The organism is Cupriavidus sp. NPDC089707 (genome assembly GCF_044748965.1).
Classification (GTDB): domain Bacteria; phylum Pseudomonadota; class Gammaproteobacteria; order Burkholderiales; family Burkholderiaceae; genus Cupriavidus.
The window spans coordinates 198428-218969 of record NZ_JBIVHB010000002.1 but is presented as its reverse complement, the minus strand read 5'-3'; the positions used below and the strand labels follow the sequence as shown (position 1 = coordinate 218969).

Annotated in this window: 18 protein-coding genes, 1 tRNA gene and 1 riboswitch; of the genes, 17 read left to right on the top strand and 2 right to left on the bottom strand. The window is 66.3% G+C overall.

Annotation, left to right across the window (positions count from 1 at the left end; genetic code table 11):
* Window positions 1–689 precede the first annotated feature (689 nt).
* From ACIP1U_RS04360 to ACIP1U_RS04335, 6 genes are read left to right on the top strand one after another with little or no spacing between them, the layout of a single operon-like run.
* Window positions 690–1325 carry a GspH/FimT family pseudopilin gene (locus ACIP1U_RS04360; RefSeq protein WP_400312214.1) on the top strand — a complete coding sequence of 212 codons (636 nt, stop codon included), beginning with the start codon at window positions 690–692 and terminating at the stop codon, window positions 1323–1325.
* Window positions 1316–1906: a type IV pilus modification protein PilV gene (gene pilV / locus ACIP1U_RS04355; RefSeq protein WP_400312212.1), complete on the top strand. Its 591-nt coding sequence runs from the start codon at window positions 1316–1318 to the stop codon at window positions 1904–1906. Before ACIP1U_RS04360 ends, pilV begins: the two co-directional genes overlap by 10 nt.
* Entirely contained in the window at window positions 1879–2703 is an 825-nt protein-coding gene (locus ACIP1U_RS04350; RefSeq protein WP_400312210.1) for a PilW family protein, read from the top strand. Before pilV ends, ACIP1U_RS04350 begins: the two co-directional genes overlap by 28 nt.
* Window positions 2704–2715: 12 nt before the next feature.
* A complete protein-coding gene (locus ACIP1U_RS04345; RefSeq protein ID WP_400312208.1) occupies window positions 2716–3330 on the top strand; it encodes a PilX N-terminal domain-containing pilus assembly protein in 615 nt (204 codons plus the stop codon).
* A complete protein-coding gene (locus ACIP1U_RS04340) occupies window positions 3327–6926 on the top strand; it encodes a pilus assembly protein (RefSeq protein ID WP_400312206.1) in 3600 nt (1199 codons plus the stop codon). Before ACIP1U_RS04345 ends, ACIP1U_RS04340 begins: the two co-directional genes overlap by 4 nt.
* Complete coding sequence (locus tag ACIP1U_RS04335) at window positions 6923–7390, top strand: type IV pilin protein (protein WP_400312204.1); 468 nt, start codon at window positions 6923–6925, stop codon at window positions 7388–7390. The genes ACIP1U_RS04340 and ACIP1U_RS04335 overlap by 4 nt, the downstream gene beginning before the upstream one ends.
* Before the next feature lie 34 nt (window positions 7391–7424).
* Here the strand turns inward: ACIP1U_RS04335 and nrdR are convergent, their stop codons facing one another.
* Window positions 7425–7889 carry a transcriptional regulator NrdR gene (gene nrdR, locus ACIP1U_RS04330; protein WP_133092423.1) on the bottom strand — a complete coding sequence of 155 codons (465 nt, stop codon included), beginning with the start codon at window positions 7887–7889 and terminating at the stop codon, window positions 7425–7427.
* A 156-nt stretch (window positions 7890–8045) separates the two neighbouring features.
* A complete protein-coding gene (gene glyA / locus ACIP1U_RS04325; protein ID WP_400312202.1) occupies window positions 8046–9293 on the bottom strand; it encodes a serine hydroxymethyltransferase in 1248 nt (415 codons plus the stop codon).
* A 133-nt stretch (window positions 9294–9426) separates the two neighbouring features.
* A riboswitch (ZMP/ZTP riboswitch) is annotated at window positions 9427–9528 on the bottom strand.
* 154 nt (window positions 9529–9682) lie between these two features.
* On the opposite strand from glyA, the gene ybgC reads away from it, so the two are divergent.
* The 11 genes from ybgC (at window position 9683) to ACIP1U_RS04270 (ending at window position 20527) form a co-directional block, all read left to right on the top strand.
* The gene (gene ybgC / locus ACIP1U_RS04320; RefSeq protein ID WP_029045460.1) at window positions 9683–10087 is read left to right on the top strand and encodes a tol-pal system-associated acyl-CoA thioesterase; all 405 of its coding nucleotides are present in this window, start codon (window positions 9683–9685) and stop codon (window positions 10085–10087) included.
* Entirely contained in the window at window positions 10084–10767 is a 684-nt protein-coding gene (gene tolQ, locus ACIP1U_RS04315; RefSeq protein ID WP_400312200.1) for a protein TolQ, read from the top strand. Before ybgC ends, tolQ begins: the two co-directional genes overlap by 4 nt.
* A gap of 64 nt (window positions 10768–10831) precedes the next feature.
* On the top strand, window positions 10832–11275 hold the full coding sequence (tolR, locus tag ACIP1U_RS04310; RefSeq protein ID WP_029045462.1) for a protein TolR: 444 nt from the start codon (window positions 10832–10834) through the stop codon (window positions 11273–11275).
* A gap of 92 nt (window positions 11276–11367) precedes the next feature.
* Window positions 11368–12426: a cell envelope integrity protein TolA gene (tolA, locus tag ACIP1U_RS04305; protein ID WP_400312198.1), complete on the top strand. Its 1059-nt coding sequence runs from the start codon at window positions 11368–11370 to the stop codon at window positions 12424–12426.
* A 206-nt stretch (window positions 12427–12632) separates the two neighbouring features.
* Window positions 12633–13985, top strand: coding sequence for a Tol-Pal system beta propeller repeat protein TolB (gene tolB / locus ACIP1U_RS04300; protein WP_400312196.1), 1353 nt, complete (start codon window positions 12633–12635; stop codon window positions 13983–13985).
* A gap of 15 nt (window positions 13986–14000) precedes the next feature.
* Window positions 14001–14510, top strand: coding sequence for a peptidoglycan-associated lipoprotein Pal (pal, locus tag ACIP1U_RS04295; RefSeq protein WP_400312194.1), 510 nt, complete (start codon window positions 14001–14003; stop codon window positions 14508–14510).
* A gap of 18 nt (window positions 14511–14528) precedes the next feature.
* Window positions 14529–15287: a tol-pal system protein YbgF gene (gene ybgF, locus ACIP1U_RS04290; protein ID WP_400312192.1), complete on the top strand. Its 759-nt coding sequence runs from the start codon at window positions 14529–14531 to the stop codon at window positions 15285–15287.
* Between the two features lie 124 nt (window positions 15288–15411).
* A complete protein-coding gene (queC, locus tag ACIP1U_RS04285) occupies window positions 15412–16095 on the top strand; it encodes a 7-cyano-7-deazaguanine synthase QueC (protein ID WP_400312190.1) in 684 nt (227 codons plus the stop codon).
* Between the two features lie 47 nt (window positions 16096–16142).
* The gene (locus tag ACIP1U_RS04280) at window positions 16143–17258 is read left to right on the top strand and encodes a YeeE/YedE family protein (protein WP_400312188.1); all 1116 of its coding nucleotides are present in this window, start codon (window positions 16143–16145) and stop codon (window positions 17256–17258) included.
* A gap of 67 nt (window positions 17259–17325) precedes the next feature.
* Window positions 17326–17401 (top strand) — tRNA-Lys (locus ACIP1U_RS04275).
* Between the two features lie 294 nt (window positions 17402–17695).
* The gene (locus ACIP1U_RS04270; RefSeq protein ID WP_400312186.1) at window positions 17696–20527 is read left to right on the top strand and encodes an EAL domain-containing protein; all 2832 of its coding nucleotides are present in this window, start codon (window positions 17696–17698) and stop codon (window positions 20525–20527) included.
* Window positions 20528–20542: the final 15 nt, after the last annotated feature.

Below are 20542 nucleotides of genomic sequence, written 5' to 3'. Positions count from 1 at the left end.
GTTCAGCGGCAATCCGGCCGGCCATGGCGCCAGCTCGGCTGACTCTGCTGTCCTGCGCGTGTCATGAGTGGCCTGATCCAGCGCTCGCTGCCAGCCAAGGCCAGTCGGCCCAAGGATCGAGAGCGATGCCAGGCCGGCGGTAAAAATGGCCAACCCGCAGAGCGATTCGAACAGGATGTAGCCGCGGAAGGCGCCAGGACGGCGAGGCAGACGTCTGGGCAGACGGCAGGGCAGGGAGAAGGGGTGGTGCATGTCGCGCGGCGCCAGGACGTTTCAGGACCTCCACCGTAACCGGCCGCCGCGATGCGGTTTGTAGACGCCTGATATGGATGCGCAAAATTTGGTTAGGCCGCGGTTAACCTGCCGCCAGCTACGAATTGCAGCGTTGACAGCGTTGTCCGCCAACGACAAATGAGAATCATCTCCTTGCCAAGTGGTATTGACACCGCATATTGAATTCCCCACTATGGCGGGGTATCGCTTTGGCCGGAACTTGATCCACAGTCTTCCGGCTAATGCCTGCCGCCACGGCAGGCTGACAAAATCAAAAGAACGCAGTCGGGTGTGGCCATGGCGTGCCTCCGCAGAGAGGCACCCGTCGCCAGAACGGAATTTTCCGGGGGTCATCATGAGCAGGGTCGTTCCACGAGCTTGGCAGCAAGGCTTGCCAGTCAGCCGGTTGCGTTGACATGGGCAGCCCAATTCGCACCCGCGCGGCCGGGTGTGGAGGGCGTTCGCCGTCTGCTCGCGCGCAGCGCGCGGGCATCGATGGCGTGCGCGCTTCACCGCTGGCTCGCCCCCGGCCTTCGGCCGGCTTTACGCTGATCGAACTGATGGTCGTGATCGCGCTGATCGCGATCACGACTTCGATGGCCATTCCTTCCTTCCAGCGCTTCCTGGAACGCGCCCGCGCCGATGCGGCGGCGGCCGAGGTGGCGGGGCTGTTCTCGCTGGCGCGCAGCGAAGCGATTCGCCGCAACGCGCCCGTGACGATCTGTCGGGCGACAACGGCGACCAGCACCGTCTGCGCACAGGATGCGCAGGCCGACTGGGGCGGCCGCTGGATCGTGTTCCAGGACACCGACAACGACCAGCTCCGTGCCGCCGGCGAAGAAATCATCCGTATGCGCGATGCCGGCAATGGTGGCTTGTCGCTGTTGCTGTCGGCGCCGTTGCAGGCGATTCAGGTCAGTGCACGCGGCTTCTTGTCTGCCGATGGCGCGCTCGCCTTGCGCGTGGCGGCATCCGGGTCGGATGACCGTGCGCTGAATATCTGCGTGTCGCATGCCGGGCGCGTCGACCAGCGGACTGCGGCATGCAGCTGAGCCCATCCGCGGAGCGCCAGCGCGGCGCAAGCCTGATCGAGGTGCTGATCACCATGGTGCTGGTCGCGATTGTGCTGATCGGCATGATGTCACTGCAGGCGGCGTCGCTGCGCTACCGCTCAGGGGCCAGCGTGCGCTACAGCATCGTCGACGCGGCCACCGACTTGTCCGAGCGTATCCGCGCCAATACGTCGGGGCTGGCCGAAGGCGTGCCCGAGAGCGCCAACGCTTACCTGGATGCGCTGGCCGTGCAGCCTCCCGCCGCGCCGGCCAAGGACTGCAGCCGGGTTCCCTGCGACGGTGCGGAGTATGCCGCCTGGGACGTCTCGCAATGGTGGCGCGCGCTGTCGGCGCAACTGCCCGGCGCCGGCGTGGCGGTATGGACTTCCCCCGCGGTTGCGGCACCGGCCGGCACCGTACCGGCGGGTTTTGTCAGCTACCGGCTGGAGTTGTACTGGAAGGATCCCGCATCGAATGCTGCTGCCACGGCTTGCTCCGCGGCGGCCAACGCTTACTTCGCCACGCTGGCCGGGTTTGACACCAGGGGAGTCACATGCGCGACCGTCACGCTCCGGCCCTGATCCGGCGTCGCACCGCAAGCCGCGGCCGCTCGCTGGTGGAAATCATGATCGCGCTGGTGCTCAGCCTGTTGCTGCTGGCAGCGATCACCGCGTTCTACCTGACCACGCAGCGCAGCACGCGCACGCAGGAAGGCCTGCGCAGCGCCGATGACGGCGCGCGCTGGGCCCTGTCGGTCATCGGCGACCAGTTGCGCCTGGCCGGTCTGGGCCGCGTCGATCTGTCGCTGCTGAGCGCGCGCCCGGTCACGTTCGATGGCGCGCCCGTGCTTGGTTGCGAGGGCGGGCTCGCCGATGTCGGCACGGGCGCCTGCGTGGCACCCGCGACCGCCAACGCAGATGCGATCACGGTGCGCTATCAGCGCATCGACGGTTCGCTGGCCAGTGTCACCGATTGCAATGGGCGCGCCGTCCCGGTCGCTCGAGGTGTCGCCGAAAACGCCTTCTACGTGACCGGCAGCACGCTGATGTGCCGAGGCTCGGATGGCGCGACCATGGCCGCGTCGCGCACCGAACCGATCCTGGAGAACGTCCAGGACCTGCAGCTGACCTACGGCCTGGCGCAGGACGCCGACTCCGCCAACGTCACGCAGTACCAGCCGGCCAGCGCGCTGGCAGCAGCCGACTGGAGCCGCGTGGTCAGCGTGCGTGTATGCCTGCTGGTGGCGGATCCCAGCCCGGTCAACGCGGATGTCGCCACGACTTACCGCGACTGCGCCGACAACGTGCAGAACATCGCCGACGGCCGCCTGCGCCGGCGCTTTACCAGCAGCTTCGCGCTGCGCAACCGGGTGGGATAGATGAGCCAGCGCATGGACAGAAAAGGGCACGGCCTGCTGCTCCGCAGGCGCCGCGCGCGCGGCGTGGTGCTGGTGGTGGCGCTGGTGATCATCGCGGTGGTGTCGTTGCTGACCGTATGGAGCATGCGTGGCAGCCTGTTCGACGAACGCCTTGCGGGCAACAACCGCGATCACCAGGTCGCGTTCCAGGCGGCGGAGCTGGGGCTGCGCTTCTGCGAGGGGGTGGTGGTCACCGGGCAGCCGGCCGCGCTGTTCAACCGCATGTACCGCAAGGACATGAGTGCCATCGTCAGCGCAGCCAGGCCGCCGATGGACAGCAGCGGCCAGCTCAAGCTGGGCTACCTCGATGCCAACGGCCGCCAGTTCTGGGAGGTGCCGGCTAACTGGGATACCAGCGTGAACGCCGAGCCCAACACCAGCGTCATCGTCATTCCTGCCAGCGACGGTGTCACGCTGCAGGAAGCCGCGGCGCCGCCGCGCTGCTTTATCGAAGAGATCCGCAAGCCGTCCAAGGTCAGGAATCCGCAGACCGGCATGCCGATCAATATCCATTACCGGGTGACGGCGCTGGGCACCGGCATCAATCCCGGCACGCAGGTCACGCTCCAGTCGGAGGTACGGCAATGACAGGCTTCACCAGGAGGTTCCGCCAGGGCGTCGCAGCGACGATGGCTGTCGCGATCGCGCTGTTGCCCACCGCCGGCGGCGCGGCGGTTTCGCAGCAGCCGCTGATCTTCAGCACCTCGGTGGCGCCCAACGTGATGTTCACGCTGGACGATTCCGGCTCGATGATGTTCGAGATCACGCCGGAGAGCCTGTCGCCGAATGGCACCGAATCCAGCTGGGACCTGACGCCCGACCGTGGCAACTGGCTGATCTATACCTTCCCGTTGCCCTCCGGCGGCCAGGTCTATTCGACCGACGGCACCTACTACAAGGACACCAGGGCGTCGGTCGTCAATTTCAGCAGCACCTCGCTGGCGGCGGCACGCTACCGGACGGCGGCGCTGAATGTGTCGTACTACAACCCGGACGTTACCTACGGCGTATGGTTCGATCCGTCCGGCAAGCTGGCCAAGGCGTCTCCAAAGCAGGCCTGGTACAACCCGATGCTGCCAAACAACGGCTCGATCGATCTGACCGCCGACAACACCGTCAAGGCGTACTGGCTGGACGACGATGGCAAGGGCTTCAGCGAAAAAAGGGTAACGTTCTATCCGGCCCTCTACTATCGGTACGACAGCACGCTCAGCGGCTGCAACGCCAGCACGTCGAGCCTGAAATGCTTCAAGCGCTATGAAATCCGGTCCGGCTCGACGTTTCCGCATAACGGCAAGCGCACGGACTGTGCATCATCGGCCATCTGCACCTATGACGAAGAAATCCAGAACTTCGCCAACTGGTTCCAGTATTACCGCTCGCGCATCCTGGCCATGCGCGCGGCGGTCGGACAGGCCTTCGCCGGGCAGAACGAAGCCATCCGCGTAGGCTTCACCAGCATCAACGACGGGACGCGCGCGGGCTCGTCCAGCTTCGCCGGCATCCGCCGCGCCGTTGCGCCGTTCAATACCGCCAACAAGACGCAGTTCTACCAGGATTTCTACAGTCTGGACCTCGGCGCCAATGGCACGCCGCTGCTGGGCGGCATGGACACCGTGGGCAAGTATTTCCAGAACAACGCCCAGCCATGGGTCGAGCCGGGCGGCACCAGGGAGAGCGCCTGCCGCGCCAGCTACCACATCCTGTCCACCGACGGCTATTACAGCGACAGCACCTCGGTTGGCGATGTCGACAGCAGCAAGGGTTCAAAGGTCACGCCAGTGTCAGGCACGGCTTACCAGTACCAGCCGGTGGCGCCGTACAAGGACGGCTATTCGAATACCCTCGCTGACGTGGCAATGAAGTACTGGGTCAACGACCTGCGCACCGCCGAGAACCGCGTGCCCACCAATGCGCGCGACGAAGCCTTCTGGCAGCACCTGGTCACCTTCACGCTGGGGCTGGGCGTGAAGGGCTCGCTGGAGTCTGACCCGGCCAACAAGCCGGCCAACGCCAATGCCACGCGCAGCGATGTGCTCGACGCCATCCTGGCCAGGCTGAAGGCGGGCACGATCAGCTGGCCCAAGCCGTCCAGCAGCGACCAGAACAAGATCGACGATCTCTGGCATGCCGCGGTGAACACGCGTGCCGACAACTACAGCGCGGGGGACGCCACCGGGCTTGCCGCGGCGCTGAACAACGCGCTGACGCAGATCGCCTCGCGCAGTGGCTCGTCCTCGTCGGCGGCGACCAACTCGACCACGCTGAATACCGACACCGCGCTGTTCCTGACGCGCTTCCGCTCGGGGGCATGGACGGGCGAACTGCTGTCGCAAAGCTATAACGCCACGGACCGCGCCTTCACGACACTCAACTGGAATGCCTACCAGCAGATGCCGGCCGCGACGTCGCGCAAGATCTATACGTGGTCGCCCGGTACCGCACCGGCCGGCAAGCCGTTCCAGTGGACCAGCGACAGCGACGCCTCGCTGACCACCGCGCAGAAGACTGCGCTGGGCGGCGACAAGGCCATCGTCGCCTACCTGCGCGGCGACACCGCACTGGAGAAGCGCAACGGCGGCAAATATCGCGACCGCGTCACCGACAACGGCGCCGGCGGTTCGGTGTCCAACGTGCTGGGCGACATCGTCAATTCCTCGCCGATCTACGTGAAGGCCGCGGATGCCGGCTATGACTACCTGAACGGAGACGGCGGCGGCAGTTACTTCAGCTTCCTCGCCAACAACCGCACCAATCGCCGCGCGATGATCTATGTGGGCGCCAACGACGGCATGCTGCACGGCTTCGACGCGCTGACCGGCGTGGAGAAGTTCGCCTACCTGCCCAACCAGGCGATCGTCGGCACCAACTCGGTCAAGGCGCTGGCTTCGCCCGACTACGTCCATCGCTTCCTTGTCGATGCCACGCCAAGCGCCGGCGATGTTTTCATCCGGCGCGGCACGGAAAGCACGGCCAGCTGGCGCACGGTGCTGGTGGGCGGCATGGGCGCCGGCGGCAAGGGCATGTTCGCGCTCGACGTGACCGACCCGTCGGCCTTCGACGAGAAGAAGGTCATGTGGGAGATCGCCGCCGATAGCGACAATGACCTGGGCTATACCTTCGGCACGCCGGTGATCGGCCGCGTCAACAACGGCAAATGGGTGGCGATCTTCGGCAACGGCTACGAGAGCAACACCGGCAAGGCGGTGCTATATATCGTCGACCTGGCCAACCCGTTTGCCAGCAACGGCATCCAGAAGATCTATGCCGATTCGAAGGAGACTGCCGCCAGCGGCAACAACAACGGACTGGGCAGCCCGGAAGTGGTCTATGACGACAACCTGACCATACAGGCAGTCTATGCCGGCGACCTGAAAGGCAGGATGTGGAAATTCGACCTTGCCGGCGACAACCCGGCGGCGTGGAGCGCCCGCATGGGCACCACGCAGGGCGCGCCGCTGTTCACCGCGCAAAGCGCCGCGGGCGTGGCCCAGCCGATCACCGCCGCGCCGACCGCGCTAGTCAATCCCAAGGATCCTAAGAAGGGGTTCCTGCTGACTTTTGGCACCGGCCGCTTCTATGATGCCGCCGATACCGCGGCCACCGGCTACAACTCGGTCTACGGCGTGTGGGACAACAATGCCGCAGCGGCAACGCGCAGCGACCTGCGCGCGCAGACGCTGACGCCTGGTTCGACGATCGTGGACGGGGTGTCACGTCCCGTCCTGACGCTCAGTAGCAATACGGTCGACTACACCACCCGGCGCGGCTGGTACATCGACCTGCTGACGCAGGGCGAACGCGTGGTGGTCAAGCCGAAGACAGACGCGGAACGGCTGGTCGTCACCACGCTGACGCCATCGACCGACGAGTGCGTCGGTGGCATCAGCTCCAACCTGCTCGATTTTGCCGCGCTGACCGGCGCCGCGCTGCCGTATCCGGTGCTCGACGTCAATGGTGACGGCAAGGTCGACGGCGGCGACAACATGAAGGTTAACGACAAGGTGCTGGTGGTATCGGGCATCGCGCAGCAGGGCAACTTCGGCTCGACCATCTTTACCGGGGGAGGCGGCAGCAGCGACCACCTCAAGGTCGCCAGCGCCACCACGGGCGATGTCATCAGCGTGGTCGAAAAGGGCAATATCGCCCGCAACCGGCTGTCGTGGAGGCAGATTTCACAATGAACGGGTTCCGTAGCCGCCGTGTCATGCCGAGCATGGGTGGCATGACGCTGATCGAGCTGATGGTCGCGGTATCGATCCTCGGCATCATCGCCGCCATCGCCATCCCCAACTACACCGAGCACGTGCGGCGCGGCTACCGCACCGATGCGCGCGGCATGATGACAGAGGCGGCGCAGCAGCTTGAGCGCTTCCGCTCGGTCAATGGGCGCTACGACCAGGACACCGCAGGTGCGGCGTTTGCCTTGCCGGCGGCGTTCCGCACCTCGCCGCGCGACAGCAACCGGGTTCGCTACAACATCTCGCTCGTGGCCAATTCGCTGACGGCGAACGGCTATGTGCTGCAGGCTGTGCCGGTGGATGCGACGGACGCTTGTGGTACCTACCTGCTGGACCAGGCTGGCACGCGGCTGAACGCGGTCGGGGCGACTCCCGCCGCGTACCGGCAGGACTGCTGGGAGCGTTGAACGGCGAGTTGAATGACGTGGAAGGGAAGGGCGCTCAGCGCTTGCTGTTGCCCGCGGTCACTTCGGCGAGCACATCGGAGAATTCGGAAACATCCTCGAAACTCCGATACACCGACGCAAAGCGGATGTACGCGATCTTGTCGAGCTTGCGCAGCTCGCGCATCACCAGCTCGCCGACCTGGCTGCTGGGGATTTCCTTCTCGCCCAGTGACAGCAGTCGTTCCTCGATGCGGGTAATGGCTTCATCGATGGCCTCGGCCGAGACCGGGCGCTTGCGCAGCGCCAGGCGCATCGAATCCTTCAGCTTGGCGCGCGCGTAGTCGACGCGCGAACCGTTTTTCTTGACGATGGCGGGAAAGAACAGCTCGATCCGCTCATAGGTGGTGAAGCGGCGGTCGCAGGACTCGCAGCGGCGGCGCCGGCGCACGGCATCGCCGTCTTCCGACATGCGCGTGTCGAGCACCTGGGTATTGGAATGACCGCAAAAGGGGCATTTCATGCCGGACCACCTTCAGTTGAATTCCGTCGCCTGTTCCGCGTGGGTGTTCTGCGCCAGGCGGCGGGTTGGCGAGGCCCGCAAGCCGGAACGCCTGCGTCATGTGACAGGGCGCGGCTTGCGGGGCTGCCGGCCACCCTCACGGGCGGCCTGGAAGCATCAGCCGTAGACCGGGAAACGCTTGGTCAGCGCAGCCACCTGCTCGCGCACGCTGGCGATGTTGGCGGCGTCGTGCGGGTTCTCCAGCACGTCGGCGATCAGGTTGCCGACGATGCGGGCTTCTTCTTCCTTGAAGCCGCGCGTGGTCATGGCCGGCGAGCCCAGGCGCACGCCCGAGGTCACGAACGGCTTTTCCGGATCGTTCGGGATGGCGTTCTTGTTGACGGTGATGTGCGCCTCGCCCAGGATGCGCTCGGCGTCCTTGCCGGTGATGTTCTTGGGGCGCAGGTCGACCAGCATCAGGTGGCTTTCGGTGCGGCCCGAGACGATGCGCAGGCCGCGCGCGATCAGGGTCTCAGCCAGCATGGCGGCGTTCTTCACCACTTGCTGCTGGTATTCCTTGAACTCGGGCGTCAGCGCTTCCTTGAACGCGACGGCCTTGCCGGCGATCACGTGCATCAGCGGGCCGCCCTGGATGCCGGGGAAGATCGCCGAGTTGATGGCCTTCTCATGCTCGGCCTTCATCAGGATCACGCCGCCGCGCGGGCCGCGCAGGCTCTTGTGCGTGGTGGTGGTGACGAAGTCGGCGTGCGGCACCGGGTTCGGGTAGACGCCCGCGGCGATCAGGCCGGCGTAGTGGGCCATGTCAACCATGAAGTAGGCACCGATCGACTTGGCGACGCGGCCGATGCGCTCGAAGTCGATGCGCAGCGCGAAGGCCGAAGCGCCGGCGATGATCAGCTTGGGCTTCTTCTCTTGCGCGAGCTTTTCCAGCGCGTCGTAGTCGATGTCTTCCTGCGCGTTCAGGCCGTAGCTGACCACGTTGAACCACTTGCCGCTCATGTTCAGCGCCATGCCGTGGGTCAGGTGGCCGCCTTCGGCCAGGCTCATGCCCATGATGGTGTCGCCCGGCTTGAGCACGGCGAAGTACACGCCCTGGTTGGCCTGCGAGCCCGAGTTGGGCTGCACGTTGGCAGCCTCGGCGCCGAACAGCTGCTTGACGCGGTCGATGGCCAGCTGCTCGACCATGTCGACAAACTCACAGCCACCGTAGTAGCGCTTGCCGGGATAGCCCTCGGCGTACTTGTTGGTCAGTTGCGAACCCTGCGCGGCCATCACGGCCGGCGAGGTGTAGTTTTCGGAGGCGATCAGCTCGATGTGGTCTTCCTGGCGCTGGTTTTCCTTCTGGATGGCGGCAAAGACCTCAGGGTCGATCTGGTCGATCGTGAAACGGCTGCGTTCGAACATGGCGAGACTCGTCTGAAAAAAGGGAATCCGATTCAAGCATCGGGAGCATCGGTTAGGGCGCGCGGGGAAGGCTAGCGGCGACCGGCGCTGGCGGCACATTGCAGCCGTCGGCGCAGGGCGCACCCTGCTTCCCATTCGCTGCCCAGGCGAGCGGCAGGCGTGTGAAACAACACGCCAGAGAACTTGCGCTTCCTCGTGGTAGTGCCCACTGACTTCGCCAGTCGCGCAAGATGGAATGGTTGCGCGCAGTGTAGCGCGTAGAGTGCGCCCGCCGCAAGCCGTCAACCCGCCAGCCAAGGCTGGTCAAGGGCTGGCCAGCAACTTGCTGTTGCAAACTCGTACTGCGGGTTTACACGAAACCGCTAACTCTCTCCGTTACAATCGCGGCCATGACAAACTTTGTCTGGACCCTGCGGGTGTACTGGGAAGACACCGACGCGGGCGGCGTAGTGTTCTACGCCAACTACCTCAAGTTCTTCGAACGGGCCCGCACCGAGTGGCTGCGTTCGCTCGGTATCGAGCAGCAGGCGCTGGCCGACGAGGCCGGCGTGGTCTTTATCGTCCGTAGTACGGCGGTGGACTACAATGCGCCCGCCCGCCTCGACGACCAGCTCGAGATCCGCACGCGCATCGACCGGGTCGGCCCGGCTTCGGTCCAGTTCACGCAGGAGGCCTGGCGTGACGAGCTGATGCTTGCATCCGGCGCCATTCGCGTCGGGTGTGTCGATCGAAGCACTTTTCGTCCCGCCCCGATTCCCGCCCCCGTCCTAGCTACCATCAAGTCCGCCCGATGAATCCCGTGACCGTCACGCAAGACATGTCGATCGTAACGCTGGTGCTCCACGCCAGCCTGCTGGCACAGGCCGTCATGGTGCTGTTGCTCGTCATGTCGCTGTTTTCGTGGACCTATATCTTCCGCAAGCACCTGGCGCTGCGCTCTGCGCGCACCCAGACCGAGGGGTTCGAGCGCGACTTCTGGGCCGGCGGCGATCTGCAGGCGCTATATAACAGCGCCGTCAACAATCGCCACAACACCGGCGCGCTCGAGCGGATCTTCGAATCCGGCATGGGCGAGTTCCTGAAGGCGCGAGAGCGCGGCAACGAACCCGGCGCGCTGCTCGACGCCGCCCGACGCGCCATGCGCGCCGCCTACCAGCGCGAGATGGACGTGCTCGAGTCGCACCTGCCGTTCCTGGCCTCGGTGGGCTCGGTCAGCCCGTATATCGGCCTGTTCGGCACGGTGTGGGGGATCATGAACGCGTTCCGCGGCCTGTCGAATGTGCAGCAGGCCACGCTGGCATCGGTGGCCCCCGGCATTGCCGAAGCGCTGGTGGCCACCGCGATCGGCTTGTTCGCGGCGATCCCGGCGGTGATCGCCTATAACCGCTATGCCACCGAAATCGACCGCCTCGCGATCCGTTTCGAAAGCTTCATGGAAGAGTTCCTGAACATCCTGCAACGGCAGACCCGCTAACCGAATTCAAGACAGGCAGTCCGGGTGACCGGCCCGGGCTGCCGTCGTTTCCAGGAGTCCTGCAATGGCAGCCATTCAGCGCCGCGGCGGTTCGCGCCGCCGGGCAAGCGCCGACATCAACGTCGTGCCTTATATCGACGTCATGCTCGTGCTGCTGGTCATCTTCATGGTGGCAGCGCCGATCGTGAGTCCCGCCACCGTGGACTTGCCCACCGTGGCCAACGCCACGCCGCAGCAGAAGGCGCCGCCGATCGTCGTCACCGTGCACGAGAACGGCGACTTGACCGCGCGCGGCAAGGACAACGCGGGCAATGCCTTCGAGCGCAAGCTCGACAAGCAGGGCCTGCTCGATTTCGTGCACCAGCGCCAGAACGAGAACCCCGACCAGCCGGTGGTGATCGCAGCCGACCGTTCGGTGAAGTATGAAGCCGTGCTCGATGTCATGTCGGTCCTGAAGGCCGACGGCATCAAGCGCGTGGGCCTGATGGTCAAGTCCAAGACTTCCTGACGCGTTGAGCCCGTATTGAGCCCGTATTGAACCCGTATCGAAGCCGCATTGATGCGCCCGACTGACAGCCATTGCGATTGCCGCTGCGCCCGATGAATACCGTCGCCGCCTATCCCTACCAGCCGGTGAGAGAGCGGGGAACCATGCGTTCCTTCGTGCTCGCGCTCGTCATGCACCTGCTGCTGGGCATCGTGCTGTATTACGGCGTGCACTGGCAGAGCAGCACGCCGGTAGGCGCCGAGGCCGAACTGTGGGAAGAGATCCCCGCCGCCACCGCGCCGCCTCCGCCGCCGCGCGAGCCTGAGCCCGAGCCGGTGGTGCTGCCGCGCCCGGTGCCCGCGCCGCCGGCGCCGCAGGTGAAGAGCAAGGTCGAGGAAGACGCCGACATCGCGCTCGAGAAAAAGAAGCGCCAGGCCGAGGCCGCCGCGCGCGAGGAAGCCGAGCGCAAGGAAGCGGTCCGCAAGGAGGCCGAGCGCAAGGAAGAGGCACGGAAGGAAGAAGCCCGCAAGGACGCGGCGCGCAAGGAAGCCGAGCGCAAAGAGGCTGAGCGCAAGGAAACCGAACGCAAGGAAGCGCAGCGCAAGGAAGACGCGAAGAAGAAGGCCGCGCAGCAGGAGCAGGATCGCAAGGAGCAGGCTGAGCGCGAGCGCAAGGAAGCCGCGGACGCCAAGGCCAAGGCGCAGGCCGACGCCAAGGCGAAGGCCCAGGCTGAGGCGAAGGCCAAGGCACAGGCCGATGCCAAGGGTAAGGCGCAAGCGGAGGCGGCTGCCAATGCACAGCGCAAGAGCGAGCTGGCGCGCCTGCAGGCGTTGGCCGGCGGCGGTGCCGGCGGTGGCGGCGTGGGCAGCACGACCGGCGCGGGCGCCGGCGGTGGCGGCAAGGCGTCGCCGGGCTATGCCGACCGCGTGCGCCGCCGGGTGAAGCCGAACATCGTGTTCACGGAAGACGTGCCGGGAAATCCGAGCGCGGTGGTATCGGTGCGACTGGCGCCGGACGGCTCGCTGATGTCGGCGCGGCTGTCCAAGTCCAGCGGCAATTCGTCGTGGGACAACGCCGTGCTGCGCGCGGTCGAACGTTCCGACCCGCTGCCGCGCGACGAGGACGGCAAGGCGCCGGCCAGCTTTACCATCACCTTCCGGCCGAAGGACTGAGTGACCGGCAGGCCATGATTTGCAACATAATGCAACCTTCATCGCCGGCTTTCAGTCCCATCGCTACGATGGCAGGTTGCCTGACGCAGCCGGCAGTGTGCAGACCGCACGCACAACGGGGATGCGCCATGCGCGGTCCTGCCCGTGTCGCCGTCTGCCTGATTCCTGCCGTGCCCGACGAATCTTGAAATCGACTGAGGAGCAGCATGCGAAAGCTTTGGGCCCCCAACTGGCTGTCCGAGAGGCGGCACCATGCAAACCAACGAGCCGCCCGCCGGGCGGGACGCCGCGCGCTGATGGCGTGGCTGGCCGCGGCACTGACCGTGGCCGCCGGTGCCGCGCACGCGCAGCTCAACGTTGAGATCTCCGGGGTTGGCTCCAGCCAGATCCCGGTCGCTACCGCCAATTTCCAGGGCGAGGCCCAGGCCCCGCAGAACCTGACCGCGATCATCCGCGCCGACCTGGCGCGCAGCGGCCGCCTGCGCAATGTCGACCCGGGCGGCGCCACGGTGGCGGAATCCGCCAATGTCGACCTGGGCAGCTGGAAGTCGCGCGGCGCCGACGCCTTCGTCGCCGGCAGCGTGACCCCGGCCGGAGGTGGCCAGTACGAGGTGCGTTTCCGCCTGTACGACACGGTCAAGGGCCAGAGCCTGGGCGGGCTGGCCTTCACCGTCAACCAGGGCCAGCTGCGCGTGACCGCGCACAAGATCGCCGACTACATCTATGAAAAGCTGCTGGGCGAGCGCGGCGTGTTTGCCACGCGCCTGTCGTACGTGTCGAAGGTGGGCGGCCGCTACCAGCTGCTGATCTCGGACTCGGACGGCCAGAACTCGCAGGTCGCGCTGACCAGCAACGAGCCGATCATCTCGCCGTCGTGGTCGCCGGACGGCCGCCGCGTGGCCTATGTCTCGTTCGAAGCCAAGAAGCCGGTGGTGTACGTGCACGACCTCGCCAGCGGCAAGCGCACGCTGGTGTCGAACCAGAAGGGCAACAACAGTGCGCCGTCGTGGTCGCCTGACGGCCAGCGCCTGGCACTGGCGCTGTCGCGCGATGGAAATACCCAGATCTACCAGGTGAACGCCGACGGTTCGGGCATCCGCCGCCTGTCGCGCAGCAGCGCCATCGATACCGAGCCGCAGTACTCGCCCGATGGCCGCAGCATCTACTTCACCAGCGACCGCGGCGGTGCGCCGCAGGTCTATCGCATGCCCGCCGGCGGCGAAGAGTCCGGCGCGGCGCAGCGTGTCACCTTCAAGGGCAGCTACAACGTGAGCCCGCGCATCTCGCCGGACGGCAAGTACCTGGCGTACATCTCGCGCGCGGGCGGCTTCAAGCTGCAACTGCAGGACCTGAGCAACGGCGACGTGACGTCGCTGACGGATACGGCCAACGACGAGGCGCCGAGCTTCGCCGCCAACGGCAAGTACGTTCTCTATGCCACCCGCGTGGGCGGTCGCGCGGTGCTGGCGGCGGTGTCCACTGACGGGCGTACCCGGCAGGTTCTGTCCCTCCAGTCCGGCGATGTTCGCGAGCCGTCCTGGGGTCCTTTCATGCAATAACAGGAGTCATTCACCATGCCCCAACTGATGAGCAAAACCCTTGCCGTCGCCGCACTGCTGGCCCTGGGTGCCTGCAGCTCCGGCGTCAAGCTGGACGACACCGCCAACGCCGGCGCCGGCAAGGCCGGCACGGGTGCGGACCCGCGCGCCGTCACGCCTGTGACCGCCGCCGATCCGCTGAACGACCCGAACAGCCCGCTGGCCAAGCGCAGCGTGTACTTCGATTTCGACAGCTACACCGTCAAGTCCGACTACCAGGGCATGCTGACCGAGCACGCCAAGTACCTGGGCAGCAACAAGGGCCGCAAGATCCTGATCCAGGGCAACACCGACGAGCGTGGCACCAGCGAGTACAACCTGGCGCTGGGCCAGAAGCGCGCCGAAGCCGTGCGCCGTTCGCTGGCCTCGATGGGCGTGCCCGACGGCCAGATGGAAGCCGTGAGCCTGGGCAAGGAAAAGCCCAAGGCCACCGGCCACGATGAAGCCTCGTGGGCGGAAAACCGCCGCGCGGACATCAACTACTGATCTGCGGACTGACCCTCCATGAAAGCACGCGTTTCCACCCTGTTATGGCTTGCCGCCGTCGCCGGCGGCGGCATGCTCCCGCTCGCGCAGGCGCAGGCCGGTGTGTTCGACGATGACGAGGCCCGCAAGGCGGTCATCAGCCTGCGCGACCAGTTCAACGGTTTCCAGGCGACTGCCACGCAGCGCATCGAGCAGAACAGCCGCACTACGCTCGACATGCAGAACCAGCTCGAGGGCATGCGCCAGGAAGTGGCGCGGCTGCGCGGCCAGAACGAAGTGCTGCAGAACACGGTGGACACGCTGCAGAAGCAGCAGAAGGACTACTACGCCGACCTCGATTCGCGCCTGAAGAAATTCGAGCCGCAGCAGGTCACGGTCGAGGGCCGCGAAGGCGTGTCGCAGCCGGGCGAAAAGCCCGAATACGATGCCGCGCTCAAGCAGTTCCAGGCGGGCGACTTCAAGAGCGCCGGGAATTCGTTCTCGTCGTTCGTCAAGAAGTACCCGCAGAGCCCGTACCTGCCGCTGGCGCAGTACTGGCTCGGCAACTCGCTGTATGCGCAGCGCGACTACAAGGGGTCCACCTTCGTGCTGCAGAACATGGTCAACGCCAACCCGACGCACCCCAAGGTGCCGGACGCGATGATCGCCATTGCCAACAACCAGCTCGAGTCCGGCCAGAAGGCGGCCGCGCGCAAGACGCTGGAGCAGGTGGTGGCAAAGTATCCGGGCACTGAGGGCGCGCAGGCGGCCAGCAACCGTCTCAAGACGCTGAAGTAAGCGGCGGCGGCGCGCCGTCCTCTGCTGCAAGGCTCGCTTCGGCGGGCCTTTTTCGTTTGTCGCGCTAGAATATGTGATTCGCCTGAATGTTCTTGCGCGCCGCCCCCGGTGCGCCCTCCGCATCATGACCAAACGCGCCATCGTCCTGCTTTCCGGCGGACTCGACTCCGCCACCGTACTTGCCATGGCCCGCGCCCAGGGTTTCGAGACCTATGCGCTGTCGATGCGCTATGGCCAGCGCCATTCTTCTGAACTGGAGGCCGCCAAGCGCGTGGCCGCGGCGCTGGGCGCCACCTGCCACGAGATCGTCGACCTGGACCTGCGCCGCTTCGGCGGTTCGGCGCTGACCGACGACGCGCTGGAAGTGCCCACCGACGGCGCCACCGGCGGCATCCCCGTCACTTACGTGCCGGCGCGCAACACCATCATGCTGTCGCTGGCACTCGGCTGGGCCGAGGCCGTGGGCGGGCGCGACCTGTTCTTCGGCGCCAATGCGGTGGACTACTCCGGCTACCCCGATTGCCGGCCCGAGTACGTCGCCGCCTACGAAACCCTGGCCAACCTCGCCACCAAGGCGGGCGTCGAGGGCGACCGCTTCCGCGTGCATGCGCCTATCATCGACATGACCAAGGCCGAGATCATCCGCGCCGGCATCGGCCTGGGCGTCGACTACAGCCTGACGGTGTCGTGCTACCAGGCCGACGACGACGGCCGCGCCTGCGGCGTGTGCGACTCGTGCCGCATCCGCCGCGCCGGCTTCGAGGCCGCCGGCGTGCCCGACCCGACCCGCTACCAGGGCGCCGCCTGAACATATCGAACCGAACGCCGCCAGAAGCCGTCCTCCCTCTCAACGACATGCCTGATATCGACCTTGGCGCGCTCTCGCGCACCGTGCTGCTGAGCACGTTCGTCCTGACCTTCCTGTTCGGCGCCGTCCTGCAGCGCACGCACTTCTGCACCATGGGCGCCGTCTCCGACGTGGTCAACATGGGCGACTGGACCCGCGCGCGCATGTGGGGCCTGGCGATCGGGGTGGCCATGATCGGCACCGGCGTGCTGGCCTGGGCCGGCGCGGTCGATCCGACCAAGACCATCTATACCGCCAGCAAGCTGGGCTGGCTGTCGGCGCTGGCTGGCGGGCTGATGTTCGGCTTCGGCATGGTGCTGGCATCGGGCTGCGGCAGCAAGACGCTGGTGCGCATCGGCGCGGGCAACCTGAAGTCGCTGGTGGTGTTCGTGTTCCTGGGGCTGTCGGCGTACATGACGCTGCGAGGCCTGTTCGGCGTGGTGCGCGTCAATACCGTCGACGCGGTGGCGGTCACGCTGCCGACTACGCAGGACCTGCCGTCGGTGCTGGCGCAGGGCACCGGCGTGGCGCGCGGCGCGTTGCAGCTTGGGCTCGGGCTGCTGCTGGGCGGCGTGCTGGTGGTGTGGGCGCTGGCGGGGCGCGGCTTCCGCTCGTTCGACAACCTGCTCGGCGGCATCGGCGTCGGGCTGATCATCGTGGCGATGTGGTACGTGTCGGGCCACCTGGGCTACGTCGCCGAGGATCCGAACACCCTTGAAGAACTGTTCGTATCGACCAACTCCGGCCGCATGGAAAGCCTGAGCTTTGTCGCGCCGTTCGCCTATACGCTCGACTGGCTGATGATGTTCAGCGACAAGAGCAAGGTGCTGACCATTGGCATCGTCAGCGTGTTCGGCGTGATCGCCGGCGCCGCGGTCTATGCGCTGGCCACGCGCACGTTCCGCTGGGAAGGTTTCGGCAACGCCGAGGACGTGGCCAACCATATGGTCGGCGGTATCCTGATGGGTGCGGGCGGCGTGACCGCGCTGGGCTGTACGGTGGGGCAGGGGTTGTCAGGTGTATCGACGCTGGCGATCGGGTCGTTTATCGCACTGGCCGGCATCCTGTTGGGTGCGGTGCTGGCGTTCCGCTACCAGATGTGGCGGCTGGAACGCATGATCTGAACGCCGTATTCGGTGAGCCCTTGACACATCGAGAAGGGTGTCACTATAATCGCGGTTCTGTTTTTTCGGGTCGTTAGCTCAGTCGGTAGAGCAGCGGACTTTTAATCCGTTGGTCGCGTGTTCGAGTCACGCACGACCCACCAGCATTCGAAGTACACAAAGGGCCTGCGCATTGCGCAGGCCCTTTGTCGTTTACCTCTCGCTTGTGAGGCCGCTCGATCCCGCGCGCAGCGACGTCATGGCGTCACGCACCATACGGCCCATCTATCCCATAGTGATGCAGATTGCATCACAAAACGTCTCGCCATCCACTGGTTTAACCAGATCGAGTTAGAGACTTATTGTCTTACCCACAGGACAATAAAACGTCGCGCAGCCTGGCGCGACGGGGGGACACAGAATGAACTGAGCCGGGCAAGCAGCCGGCAGGATTCCATATGCGGCAAGCGGGTGAATCGTTACCGGCCAGCGGCCACGTGCTGCGCATCATCTGGCCGTTCATTCCGGTGGTGGTCGCGCTGGCGTTGTTCAGCATCGCCAGCCTTGACCTATTGTCGGCCGCGCGTGCATTCGGCGCGGGCGAGAGCCAGTGGTCCAAGGGCCAGAAAAATGCGGTGCTACATCTGTTGCGCTATGGCGAGGACCGCAACCCCGCGGATTTCACCTCCTATCTGGCTGCCATTGCGATTCCGCTGGGCGATCATCGCGCCCGCCTGGAACTCGACCGCGACGAGCCGGACCTGGAGCGCGTGCGCGAAGGGCTGCTCGCCGGCGGCAACCACCCGGAGGACATCCCACGGATGGTGCGGCTTTACCGCAATTTCCGCCATATCCACGAGGTCGATGCCGCGATTCGCGTATGGGCCGCCGGCGACGAAGAGATCGCCGCGCTGCACGAACAGGCGCTGGCGCTGCGACGTTTGGTCGACCGCCCCGGCTGCGACGACGATTGCGTGGCGCCGGTGCTGCGTCGGATCGCGCAGATCGATGCGCGGCTGAACCCGCTGGAGCGCGCCTTCTCGGAACACTTAGGACAGGCCTCGCGCCGGGTAACGCGGCTGCTGACCACCGGCAGCGCGGTGGTGGCGACCCTGATGCTGATGTCGGCGATCCTGCTGTCGTACGGCCCGCTGCGGCGCGAACGCCGGTTGCGCGAGGCGCTGGCCCAGAGGGAGGAGCAACTGCAGCTGGCGGTGGAGGGCAGCAATGATGGTCTGTGGGACTGGCACCTCGGCAGCGGCGAACTTTACTTTTCCCCGCGATGCGCGCAGATGCTGGGCTATGGCGCAAGTGAGCTGCCGCATGCGCGCGAGACCGTGCTCGCCCTGCTGCATCCGTCGGACCTCAAAGCCTTCGAGGCCAAGCTCGCTCGGCACCTGCGCAGCGGCGAGCCGTATGACACCGAGTTCCGGCTGCGCAAGTGCGACGGCAACTACCTGTGGGTGCGCGCACGCGGCAGGCTGGTGCGCGCCGCCGCGCAGCGGCGATCGCGCATGGCGGGCTCGCTGACGGATATCTCGGATAACAAGCGCTATGAGTCGCAGCTATTCGCCGAGAAGGAGCGTGCCCAGGTCACGCTGCAGGCGATCGGCGACGCGGTGGTGACCACCGACGTATGGGGCCGCGTGCAGTCGCTCAATCCCGCTGCCGAGGCGCTGACCGGCTGGCGCGAGGCCGATGCCCTCGGGCTGCCGCTGGGCAAGGTGTGCATGCTGCGCGACGAGGACAGCCTGGCGCCGCTGCCCGATATCGTCACGCTTGCGCTCAGGCAGCGTTGGCGTAGCCAGTCGGCACAACTGGTGCAGCGCGCCGCATCGGGACATCCCGGCCAGTCGCTGGCGGTCAAGCCCTCGGTGGCTCTGATCCGCGACCGTGCCACGCACGCGATCGGCGTGGTGGTGGTGCTGCACGATATCAGCCAGGAGCGCGCGCACGCCGCGCGGCTGGCGTACGAGGCCAGCCACGACGGCCTCACCGGCCTGGTCAACCGCGCAGAGTTCGAACGCCGCGTCGGTGCGGCGATCACGCGGGCGCGTGCGCAAGGTGTCAGCCACACGCTGATGTACCTGGACCTCGACCAGTTCAAGGTGGTCAACGATACCTGCGGCCATGCCGCCGGCGACGAGCTGATCCGTCAGATGGCCGAGGTCATGCGCAGCCAGTTGCGCCGCAGCGATACGCTGGCACGCCTTGGCGGCGACGAATTTGGCGTGCTGCTCGAGCATTGCGCCACCAGCGACGGGGAGCGCGTGGCCGAGGCGCTGCGCCACGCCATTGCGTGCTTCCGATTCGCGCACCGGGAGCGCACCTTCGCGCTGGGCGTGAGCATCGGCCTGATCTCGCTAGACGCCCAGACCGGCAGCGTCGCCGAAGCGCTCAGCGCAGCCGACGCGGCTTGCTATGTGGCCAAAGAGGGCGGACGCAACCGCGTGCAGGTCTATCACCCGAAGGACAGCGTGGTGCAGGCGCGGCACGGCGAGATGGAGTGGGTCAGCCGCGTGCACGCCGCGCTGGCGGCTGGGCGCTTCTGCCTGTACGCACAGGAGATCGTGCCAGCGCAGCCGGACACCGCGGCGCGGCCAAGGGGCCGGCATATCGAACTGCTGCTGCGCATGCTTGACGAGCGCGGCCGGCTGGTGCCGCCGATGGCTTTCGTGCCGGCGTGCGAGCGCTACAACCTGATGCCGATGATCGACCGCTGGGTGGTCGAGACTGCCTTCCGCGCGCTGGCGGGTCGCCAGGGGGAGTTCGCCACCTGCGCCGTCAACCTGTCTGGCTCGTCGCTGGCGGATATCCACTTCCCCGAGTTCGTGCGCGAGCAGGCGCAGCGCGCCGGCATCGCGCTGGACGGCATCTGCTTCGAGATCACGGAAACCGCGGCGATCGCTAACCTCGCTCAGGCGGGAGCATTTATCCAGCAGCTGCAGCAGCTCGGTTGCAGTTTCGCGTTGGACGACTTCGGCGCGGGCATGTCCTCGTTCACATACCTGAAGCACTTGCCGGCCGCGTATCTGAAGATCGACGGCAGCTTCGTGCGCGACATGCTGGCCGACCCGGTCAACCTGGTGATGGTGGAAGTGATCCAGCGCATCGGCCATGCCATGGGCAAGAAGACCATCGCCGAATTCGTCGAGAGCGAGGCCATGCTGGAGCGGCTGCGGGAGCTTGGCGTCGACCTGGTGCAGGGTTTCCATATCGGCCTGCCGCAGCCGTTCGCCCCCTCCGGCCTCGCCGCGATGGTGCCGTCCACGGCGGCGCGGACGGCCTGAGCGCAAGCGCGAGGC

What these genes read in the sequence shown, in the direction of transcription:
- ACIP1U_RS04280 (WP_400312188.1), top strand. Translation starts at nt 16,143, where the DNA reads ATGCCTGATATCGACCTTGGCGCGCTCTCGCGCACCGTGCTGCTGAGC.
- tolB (WP_400312196.1), top strand. Translation starts at nt 12,633, where the DNA reads ATGCGAAAGCTTTGGGCCCCCAACTGGCTGTCCGAGAGGCGGCACCAT.
- ACIP1U_RS04335 (WP_400312204.1), top strand. Translation starts at nt 6,923, where the DNA reads ATGAACGGGTTCCGTAGCCGCCGTGTCATGCCGAGCATGGGTGGCATG.
- ACIP1U_RS04360 (WP_400312214.1), top strand. Translation starts at nt 690, where the DNA reads ATGGGCAGCCCAATTCGCACCCGCGCGGCCGGGTGTGGAGGGCGTTCG.
- ACIP1U_RS04345 (WP_400312208.1), top strand. Translation starts at nt 2,716, where the DNA reads ATGGACAGAAAAGGGCACGGCCTGCTGCTCCGCAGGCGCCGCGCGCGC.
- pal (WP_400312194.1), top strand. Translation starts at nt 14,001, where the DNA reads ATGCCCCAACTGATGAGCAAAACCCTTGCCGTCGCCGCACTGCTGGCC.
- glyA (WP_400312202.1), bottom strand. Translation starts at nt 9,293, where the DNA reads ATGTTCGAACGCAGCCGTTTCACGATCGACCAGATCGACCCTGAGGTC.
- tolR (WP_029045462.1), top strand. Translation starts at nt 10,832, where the DNA reads ATGGCAGCCATTCAGCGCCGCGGCGGTTCGCGCCGCCGGGCAAGCGCC.
- ybgC (WP_029045460.1), top strand. Translation starts at nt 9,683, where the DNA reads ATGACAAACTTTGTCTGGACCCTGCGGGTGTACTGGGAAGACACCGAC.
- ybgF (WP_400312192.1), top strand. Translation starts at nt 14,529, where the DNA reads ATGAAAGCACGCGTTTCCACCCTGTTATGGCTTGCCGCCGTCGCCGGC.
- pilV (WP_400312212.1), top strand. Translation starts at nt 1,316, where the DNA reads ATGCAGCTGAGCCCATCCGCGGAGCGCCAGCGCGGCGCAAGCCTGATC.
- tolA (WP_400312198.1), top strand. Translation starts at nt 11,368, where the DNA reads ATGAATACCGTCGCCGCCTATCCCTACCAGCCGGTGAGAGAGCGGGGA.
- queC (WP_400312190.1), top strand. Translation starts at nt 15,412, where the DNA reads ATGACCAAACGCGCCATCGTCCTGCTTTCCGGCGGACTCGACTCCGCC.
- ACIP1U_RS04270 (WP_400312186.1), top strand. Translation starts at nt 17,696, where the DNA reads ATGCGGCAAGCGGGTGAATCGTTACCGGCCAGCGGCCACGTGCTGCGC.
- nrdR (WP_133092423.1), bottom strand. Translation starts at nt 7,889, where the DNA reads ATGAAATGCCCCTTTTGCGGTCATTCCAATACCCAGGTGCTCGACACG.
- ACIP1U_RS04340 (WP_400312206.1), top strand. Translation starts at nt 3,327, where the DNA reads ATGACAGGCTTCACCAGGAGGTTCCGCCAGGGCGTCGCAGCGACGATG.
- ACIP1U_RS04350 (WP_400312210.1), top strand. Translation starts at nt 1,879, where the DNA reads ATGCGCGACCGTCACGCTCCGGCCCTGATCCGGCGTCGCACCGCAAGC.
- tolQ (WP_400312200.1), top strand. Translation starts at nt 10,084, where the DNA reads ATGAATCCCGTGACCGTCACGCAAGACATGTCGATCGTAACGCTGGTG.